The organism is Serratia sp. BIGb0234 (genome assembly GCF_024809915.1).
Lineage (GTDB): Bacteria > Pseudomonadota > Gammaproteobacteria > Enterobacterales > Enterobacteriaceae > Serratia > Serratia liquefaciens.
In genome coordinates this window covers 114,373-123,181 of sequence record NZ_JANUEI010000011.1, presented here as the reverse complement: position 1 = coordinate 123,181, position 8,809 = coordinate 114,373, and the positions used below count along the sequence as shown (strand labels likewise).

8 protein-coding genes are annotated in these 8,809 nt (G+C 51.8%); 4 read left to right on the top strand and 4 right to left on the bottom strand.

Going from position 1 to position 8,809, the window contains the following annotated elements; genetic code table 11:
• Nucleotides 1-114: 114 nt before the first annotated feature.
• Both mobB and mobA read right to left on the bottom strand, forming a co-directional pair.
• Entirely contained in the window at nt 115-636 is a 522-nt protein-coding gene (gene mobB, locus M2407_RS25030; RefSeq protein ID WP_122080483.1) for a molybdopterin-guanine dinucleotide biosynthesis protein MobB, read from the bottom strand.
• A complete protein-coding gene (gene mobA, locus M2407_RS25025) occupies nt 629-1,222 on the bottom strand; it encodes a molybdenum cofactor guanylyltransferase MobA (RefSeq protein ID WP_259220120.1) in 594 nt (197 codons plus the stop codon). The genes mobB and mobA overlap by 8 nt, the downstream gene beginning before the upstream one ends.
• Before the next feature lie 151 nt (nt 1,223-1,373).
• Between mobA and M2407_RS25020 the strand changes: the two genes are divergently transcribed.
• From M2407_RS25020 to dsbA, 3 genes are all read left to right on the top strand, one after another.
• Nucleotides 1,374-1,643, top strand: a complete 270-nt coding sequence (locus tag M2407_RS25020) for a YihD family protein (RefSeq protein WP_046375106.1) — start codon at nt 1,374-1,376, stop codon at nt 1,641-1,643.
• A 105-nt stretch (nt 1,644-1,748) separates the two neighbouring features.
• Nucleotides 1,749-2,735 (top strand): serine/threonine protein kinase, encoded by a 987-nt coding sequence (locus M2407_RS25015; RefSeq protein ID WP_259220119.1) that lies wholly within the window; start codon nt 1,749-1,751, stop codon nt 2,733-2,735.
• Between the two features lie 29 nt (nt 2,736-2,764).
• Nucleotides 2,765-3,388: a thiol:disulfide interchange protein DsbA gene (gene dsbA, locus M2407_RS25010; RefSeq protein WP_020837681.1), complete on the top strand. Its 624-nt coding sequence runs from the start codon at nt 2,765-2,767 to the stop codon at nt 3,386-3,388.
• 47 nt (nt 3,389-3,435) lie between these two features.
• Here dsbA and M2407_RS25005 read toward each other — a convergent pair whose 3' ends face one another.
• Nucleotides 3,436-4,326, bottom strand: coding sequence for an acyltransferase (locus M2407_RS25005; protein ID WP_048762436.1), 891 nt, complete (start codon nt 4,324-4,326; stop codon nt 3,436-3,438).
• Between the two features lie 496 nt (nt 4,327-4,822).
• Between M2407_RS25005 and polA the strand changes: the two genes are divergently transcribed.
• Nucleotides 4,823-7,624 (top strand): DNA polymerase I, encoded by a 2,802-nt coding sequence (gene polA / locus M2407_RS25000; RefSeq protein WP_259220118.1) that lies wholly within the window; start codon nt 4,823-4,825, stop codon nt 7,622-7,624.
• A gap of 531 nt (nt 7,625-8,155) precedes the next feature.
• Here polA and yihA read toward each other — a convergent pair.
• On the bottom strand, nt 8,156-8,806 hold the full coding sequence (gene yihA / locus M2407_RS24995) for a ribosome biogenesis GTP-binding protein YihA/YsxC (RefSeq protein ID WP_046374857.1): 651 nt from the start codon (nt 8,804-8,806) through the stop codon (nt 8,156-8,158).
• Nucleotides 8,807-8,809 lie beyond the last annotated feature (3 nt).

Genomic DNA, 8,809 nt, shown 5'->3' with positions numbered 1-8,809 from the left:
GATGGTAGTGTGGGGTCTCCCCATGCGAGAGTAGGACACTGCCAGGCATCAATTAAGCCAAGAGGCCATCCGCAAGGATGGCCTTTTTGCTATGTGCGAAAGAAAAAGGCGCAGCTAGGCTGCGCTTTTTAACCAGTCCCCGATAAAGTCAGCGATGCACTCTGGGTCATTAAGATCCAACAGTGGGGCATTGCCAGTGATTGATCGATCGCTGGCAATGGCGATCACAAACTCGTCCAGCATATCCTCCAGTGGTTTACCCACCTCTTCACGATAGAGAATGATTTTACTGATGGGCTCATGCTTGAACCCTTCGACTAAAATGATATCCACCTTGCCAGTATCAAAACGACTCGCCAAATATTGCAGATCCAGTGGGGGTTGTTCCGGCGTTTCTGTCATTAATGCCCAGCGGTTATTGCTGGCGACCAACGTTTGGTCGGCACCGGCTTTGCGCAGTTCATAACTGTCTTTGCCGGGGGTATCGACATCCATATCATGGTGAGTATGTTTGATCAGCCCTACGCGGATTTGCCGCTGCTTTAATAAAGGAATCAATTGTTTAAGCAGAGTGGTTTTGCCCGTGCCGCTATAGGCAGCAATGGCCAGTAGAGGGGGTTGGGAAGGGCTATTCATGGATAATTCCTTTTTCTTTTACCCAACGTCGGCAGTCCTCAAGGGTATTAATATTGTGGAAGGCCGATTGTTGCCCTTTGAACTCCACCTGCTGTGCACGCGCAGCGTCCAGGAACAGCATCAGCTTGCGTTCCCCGCGGGCCAGATAATCCTCCAACGGAGTCGCCAGACTGGTGTGCAATAGCGCTAGCGTTGGGTGAGCCCGTTCCCCATCACTGGCATAGGCGGCTATCGCACTTCCTTTTTGTTGCCAGAGTTTCTCGATAAGCGTTGCAGGAAAGTCAGGAACATCACAGGGGACAAAGGCCACCCACTCGGTCGTTGCGTATTTCAGGCCGGCCAGCATACCGGCGAGCGGGCCTGAAAAGTCAGGGATCAGATCGCCAATTATCGGCAGGCCACTTTCCCTATACCGTGCTTGATTGCGATTGGCGTTGATGGCTATCGGCCCGACCTGCGGCCGTAGCCGGGCAAGCACATACTGATACAGGGGGATGTCGGCAATGGGAACCAGACCTTTATCTTCCCCACCCATGCGAGTGGCACGCCCTCCGGCCAGAATAATGCCGGTAATCTCTTCATGCATATTTCAAATTCCACATTGTGACTAACGCCATGATTGTAGCGCTAAAGCCGGTGTGGCATCAGGATTTACCTTTATTGACAAGCTGCTTCTTTCACTGCGTTGGCAAGCCTGTTACTTTGTGTGTTTATTGATTCTATTGGACAATATTGCGATGAAAACGCACCGCGTAAACGAGCTGATTGAGCTTCTGCACCCGGCCTGGCAGGAAGATCCAGATCTTAATCTGATCCAGTTTTTACAGAAGTTGGCGCAAGAAGCTGGCTTTCAGGGCAATCTGACTGAATTGAGCGATGATATCCTGATCTATCATTTGAAAATGCGCGGCAGCGCCGGCAACGAACAGATCCCTGGTCTGAAAAAGGATTATGAGGAAGATTTCAAAACGGCACTGCTACGCGCCCGTGGTGTGATCAAAGATTAGCATTCGTGCGCCGGGGTGAAGCCGTTGCTCGTGCAGCCCGTCATTAATGCTACTATTTCTCAATCCCGGCATTGTGATGTCGCCCAAACGAAACCGAATGTTGTTATGAACAACTCAGCTTTTAATTTTCAGACCCTGTCGCCCGACCTGATTATGGACGCGCTGGAAGGGGTTGGCCTGCGTGTAGACTCCGGGCTAACGGCGCTTAACAGTTATGAAAACCGCGTCTATCAGTTTATGGACGAGGATCGTAAGCGTTATGTGGTGAAGTTTTATCGGCCAGAACGTTGGAGCGCGAAACAAATTGGTGAAGAACACCAGTTCTCCCATGATCTTGCTCTGGCGGAGATCCCTGCAGTTGCCCCATTAGTTCTGCAGGGCAATACGCTGCATACGCACAACGGTTTCTTTTTTACGGTTTTTCCCAGCGTTGGCGGGCGGCAGTATGAGATCGACAATCTCGATCAACTGGAGTGGGTTGGCCGTTTCCTGGGGCGCATTCATCAGGTGGGCAGCGAAAGCCTGTTTGTTGAACGTCCGACGATGGGCATCGAGGAGTACCTCACTTTACCGCGTCAGGTTTTGGCGGGCTGCGCGCTGTTGCCCAAAGCGCAGCGTGACAGCTTTCTTGCAGCGACTGACAAGCTGATTGAGGCGATCAAACAGCATTGGCATCAGGATTGGCAGCTGCGGCGTTTGCACGGTGACTGCCATCCGGGCAATATTCTGTGGCGTGATGGCCCACTGTTTGTTGATCTTGATGACGCGCGTAACGGGCCGGCGATACAGGATCTGTGGATGTTGTTGCACGGTGAGCGTCGCGATCGTTTGATGCAGTTAGATATTTTGTTGGAAGCGTACTCAGAGTTTGCTGAGTTTGATCAAAGTGAGTTGGCGTTGATCGAGCCGCTGCGTGCTATGCGTATGGTTTACTACCTGGCATGGGTTGCTCGCCGCTGGCAAGATCCTGCGTTCCCTAAAAGTTTTCCGTGGATGGCGGAGTCTGATTTTTGGTTGTCTCAGACGGCGGCATTCACCGAACAGGTTAAGCTGTTGCAGGAGCCCCCTCTGCAGCTGATGCCAATGTATTGAAGCTTTAACACAATGGAGAGTTTAGTCTTATGAAGAAAATTTGGTTGGCGCTCGTTGGCATGGTAATGGCATTCAGTGCCTCGGCTGCGCAGTTTAGCGATGGTACCCAGTATGTCACCCTGGACAAGCCAGTGACGGGTGAACCTCAGGTACTGGAGTTCTTCTCCTTCTATTGCCCACACTGCTATCAGTTCGAGCAGGTTTATCACGTTTCCGAAAATGTGAAAAAAGCGCTGCCTGCGGGCACTAAAATGACCAAGTACCACGTTGAGTTCCTGGGGCCATTGGGTAAGCAACTGACTCAGGCATGGGCTGTTGCAATGGCGCTGGGTGTGGAAGATAAAGTCAGCCCGCTGATGTTCGAAGCGGTGCAGAAAACCCAGACCGTACAAACGCCTGATGATATCCGCAACGTGTTTGTGAAAGCAGGCGTGAGCGCGGCTGATTATGACGGGGCTCTGAACAGCTTCGTAGTTAAATCCCTGGTGGTTCAACAGGAGAAAGCTGCAGAAGATCTGCAACTGCGTGGCGTACCGGCGGTATTTGTTAACGGCAAATACATGGTTAAAAATGACGGCCTGGACACCAGTTCGATGGATGCTTACGTGAAGCAATTCGCCGACGTGGTTAAATTCCTCAGCGAGCAGAAGTAACCGAAATTTAAAGTAAAAAAGCCGGCTTAGCCGGCTTTTTTTTAACTTCATTGCCGTTTCAATCTATCCAGCAATCTGTCTTTATCCTGCCACAGCGTGTTCAGCCAAAGCTGGAAACGTCGCTTGAACTGCTTATCGTTAAAGTAATCGCCATGCATGCTTTCCTCGATTGGCAGCAATTCAACCCTTACCACAATGCGTTTTAACCGGCCGCACAGCATATCCATAAAAGGCCGCTCAGTATTATCTGGATAGAGCAGGGTGACGTTTAACACCTTATCGAACTGCTTACCTAATGCACTGAGTGTAAAAGCAATACCGGCAGCTTTAGGGGCTAATAAATTACGGTAGGGCGAACGAGTTTTAATTTTCTTGGCTTCGGTAAAACGCGAGCCCTCTACAAAATTAACGATGGTGGTCGGGCGTTTACGAAACTTCTCGCAGGAACGGCGTGTGGTCTCGATATCATTACCGCGCTTTTCCGGGTGTTTGAGCAAATAGGCGCGCGAATAGCGTTTCATGAAGGGCATATCCAGCGCCCAGCAGGCCAGACCGACAAAAGGGACCCAGGCCAATTGCTGTTTAAGAAAGTACTTATTCATTGGAATATGGTTACGGAACAATACGCACAGCACCACAATATCCGACCAGCTTTCGTGATTACTGATCAGCAGATACCAGTTTTTTCGATCCAGGCCTTCCAACCCTTCTATATCCCAGCGCAGTTGGCCGTTAATACGTAATAGCAGCGATAACCCCAGGCACCAGCACCACATCATAAAGTCGGCGAAGGCGGAGATACGTCGCCATACGGCAGGAAAGGGCACCAGTAACTTAATGACGCCGGCGATCGTAATGGGGATCGAACACAGTACGGTGACCAAAATGGCGAGCAGGCTGGAAACAATAAAAATAACAGGGGATAGCAATCTTGGCATGGTTATAGGCTGACGGTTGGTGAGAACAGCGTTACATGCCAGTATGCATGAACAAAAAATATTTTAGCGACATTATAGGGGGAAAATGCCTGCCAGCAGTAGCTGTTTTAAAGCGGAAAAAATGGGCATTTGCTGCGTTTTCGTGCAACTTGCTCATCTTGTGCTATGGTAATTGAGGCGCCAATTTTGATTAATAGTGCGATTAAAATCTGGCGCAAGTTATATCCACAAATTGTGTAAAAGTCGATAATAACCTTCAGTTAAAATAGCACTGTTTAACGCAGTGATTTCAATAGGATTTTTATTTCCCATTATAACGATAAACTCATCGTTATAATTTGTTGTCTTTTCTATGCACAAAGTTATCCACAGGCAGGATCTTGCGGATCGCTTTGCAGAATCACATGATTTTCGTCCTTAATGCACGCTAAGGTTCGTCTCAGGCGGCCAGCTATGGCATGCTTACCGTCATGTCCGATCACGATAAAGAAACGCTATGGCCCAGATTGCAGAAAACCCATTAATCCTGGTTGACGGTTCCTCGTACCTCTACCGCGCTTACCACGCCTTCCCTCCGCTGACCAACTCTGCGGGTGAACCTACCGGGGCAATGTATGGCGTGCTGAACATGCTGCGCAGTCTATTGCTGCAGTACCAGCCAAGCCATGTTGCGGTGGTGTTTGATGCCAAAGGAAAAACCTTCCGCGATGAGCTGTTCGCAGAATACAAATCGCACCGGCCACCGATGCCGGACGACCTGCGCGCGCAAATCGAACCGTTGCACAAAATGGTCAAGGCGATGGGGTTGCCGCTGCTGGTCACGCCCGGCGTTGAAGCCGACGATGTGATTGGCACTTTGGCACTGGAGGCAGAAAAAGCCGGCCATGCGGTGCTGATCAGCACCGGCGATAAAGACATGGCGCAGTTGGTCACACCGAACGTCACCCTGATCAACACCATGAACAACACCATCCTTGGTCCACAGGAAGTGTGCGATAAGTACGGCATTCCGCCGGAGCTGATTATCGACTTCCTGGCGTTGATGGGTGATTCCTCGGATAATATCCCTGGCGTACCCGGTGTGGGCGAGAAAACCGCGCAGGCGCTGCTACAGGGGCTTGGGGGGCTGGATGCGCTCTATGCCAACCTCGACAGTATCGCCACGCTCAGCTTCCGCGGCGCCAAGACCATGGCGGCCAAGCTGGAACAGAACAAAGAGGTGGCTTACCTCTCCTACAAGCTGGCGACCATCAAAACCGACGTCGAACTGGATCTTACCTGCGCCGATCTCGAAGTATCAGCGCTGGATGTCGATGTGCTGCAGCAGTTGTTTAAACAATACGAATTTAAACGCTGGCTGGCGGATGTCGAAGCCGGTATTTGGCTGGAAGGTAAAAAGGGTGCCGGCGTGAAAGCTGCCAGTGCGCCAAAAGCGACGGCAGTCGCTGCCGTAACAGACAAAGCACCTGCCGAAGCGACGTTATCGCAAGAAGGTTATGTCACCATCCTGGATGAAGATACTTTCGCGCAGTGGCTGGAAAAGCTGAAAAAAGCCGAGGTATTTGCGTTTGATACCGAAACCGACGGTTTGGACATCCTGACCGCCAATTTGATTGGCCTGTCGTTTGCCATTGCACCGGGCGAAGCCGCCTATTTGCCGGTAGCGCATGACTATCTCGATGCCCCGGCACAGCTGGATCGCGATTATGTGCTGGCCACCTTGAAGCCGCTGCTGGAAGACGAGAAAGCGCTCAAGGTCGGGCAAAATCTGAAGTTCGATATGGGCCTGCTGGCGCGTTACGACATTACCCTGCGCGGCATTGCCTTCGACACCATGCTGGAATCTTATGTGCTGGACAGCGTGGGCGGTCGTCACGATATGGACAGCTTGTCCGATCGTTACCTCGGCCATAAAACCGTGACCTTCGAAGAGATCGCCGGCAAGGGGAAAAAACAGCTCACCTTCAACCAGATTGCACTGGAGCAGGCGGCTCCTTACGCTGCCGAAGATGCCGACGTTACCTTGCAATTGCATTTGGCGATGTGGCCGCAATTGAAGGAAAGCGCCGAGCTGCTGAAAGTATTCAATGAGATTGAAATGCCGCTGTTGCCGGTGTTGTCGCACATCGAACGAACCGGGGTGCTGATTGATCAAAGCATTCTGGCCACGCACTCCATCGAATTGACCAAACGCCTGGCCGAGCTGGAAATTCAGGCCCATGAACTGGCGGAAGAGCCTTTCAATCTGGCGTCAACCAAACAGCTGCAGGCGATCCTCTACGAAAAGCAGAAGCTGCCGGTACTGAAGAAAACGCCGGGTGGAGCCCCATCTACTAACGAAGAAGTGTTGGCCGAACTGGCGTTGGATTACCCGTTGCCTAAGGTGATCCTGGAATACCGTGGCTTGGCGAAGCTGAAGACGACCTACACCGACAAGCTGCCGCTGATGATCAATCCGGTCAGTGGCCGGGTGCATACCTCTTATCATCAGGCGGTGACGGCTACTGGACGTCTCTCCTCGAGCGATCCTAACCTGCAGAATATCCCGGTGCGTAACGACGAAGGGCGCCGGATCCGCCAGGCCTTTATTGCTCCTGAGGGTTACCGCATCGTTGCGGCCGACTATTCGCAAATCGAACTGCGCATTATGGCCCATCTGTCACAGGATGAAGGGTTACTGAAGGCCTTTGCGGCCGGTGAGGATATCCACCGTGCCACCGCAGCCGAGGTATTTGGCCTGCCGCTTGATAAAGTGACCAACGAACAGCGTCGCAGCGCCAAGGCAATTAACTTTGGCCTGATTTATGGCATGAGCGCGTTTGGTCTGGCACGCCAATTGGGCATTCCGCGTGGTGAAGCGCAGCGCTACATGGATCTCTACTTCGAGCGCTACCCGGGCGTATTGGAATATATGGAGCGTACCCGCCAGCAGGCTGCCAGTCAGGGCTATGTAAGCACGCTGGACGGCCGCCGTCTCTATCTGCCGGATGTCAGCTCCAGTAATGGCATGCGACGCAAGGCGGCCGAGCGCGCGGCGATTAACGCCCCTATGCAAGGGACTGCCGCCGATATCATCAAACGTGCGATGATCGAGGTGGACGCCTGGTTGCAAGCTCAGGAAGAGCCGCTGGTGCGTATGATCATGCAGGTACACGATGAATTGGTGTTCGAGGTGCATGAATCGGTGCTGGAAGCCTCTAACCAACGCATTCGCGAGCTGATGGAAAACAGCATGACGCTGGCTGTCCCACTGAAAGTGGATGTCGGCGTGGGGGCCAACTGGGACGAAGCCCACTGATTGCGCGGCCGTTCGCATGCCTCGTTCTTAAAGGATGGGCTAACTGGCGATAACCTAAGCAGTTTTTGTAATTAAGCTACAGGATACGGCGATTGTTTCCCCAACCTCGCCGTTATTACGCGCCAAACTGTGTAAGTAAACTACAAAAAATTCTTTTGCACTGCGAAAAAATCATGTAGAGTTACTGGCGTAGGGTACAGAGGTAAGATGTTCTATCTTTCAGACCTTTTACTTCACGTAATCGGATTTGGCTGAATATTTAGCCGCCCCAGTCAGTATTGACTGGGGCGTTTTTTATTGTAAAAACAAAGCCAAACCATAGGTTCTTCTTATTCGTCCCGCGACCTCTTTCCTTCAGGTTACCCCCCGAAATGGCCTGCTCATCGGATTCTCAATACCAAGTCATCATAAGTATTTATGATGGATTTCAGTCAGAACTGTAATTAGATAACGAAAATAGCCTGGCGCCCGAATAACGCGCATAAAAAAGCCGATGCGTTTCCACATCGGCTGTTGCAGAGCAACGGCTTTTTATTCGCCGGCGGCTTCATCATCTTCCGGTAGCACTTCCGGCGGGATCTCGTTAAACCAGGTGTTCAGTTTCTGGCTCAGTTTGTCGACGCCCATCTTTTTCGGTGAGGAGAAGGCCTCAACCTGGATATCACCCATAAACGGCACTACCGCTTCACGCACCATATTCAGTTGCGCCTTACGTGCGCCGGATGCCAGTTTGTCCGCTTTGGTCAGCAGAACCAGAACCGGCGTGCCGACATCGACAGCCCATTGGATCATCTGCTGGTCGAGATCTTTCAACGGATGGCGGATGTCCATCAGCACCACCAGGCCTTTCAGGCAGTTGCGCATTTGCAGGTATTCACCCAGCGCCCGCTGCCATTTGCGTTTCATCTCTTCAGGCACTTCGGCGTAGCCATAACCCGGCAGGTCGACCAGGCGAATACCTTCTTCCACTTCAAACAGGTTGATAAGCTGGGTACGGCCCGGCGTTTTACTGGTACGCGCCAGGCTTTTCTGGTTGGTCAGGGTATTTAACGCGCTGGACTTACCGGCGTTAGAACGGCCGGCGAACGCAACTTCAATACCTTCATCCCCCGGCAGATGGCGAATATCGGGCGCACTGGTGACGAAATGGGTCACATGATAATTGTAATTCTTGCTGGTCAAAAT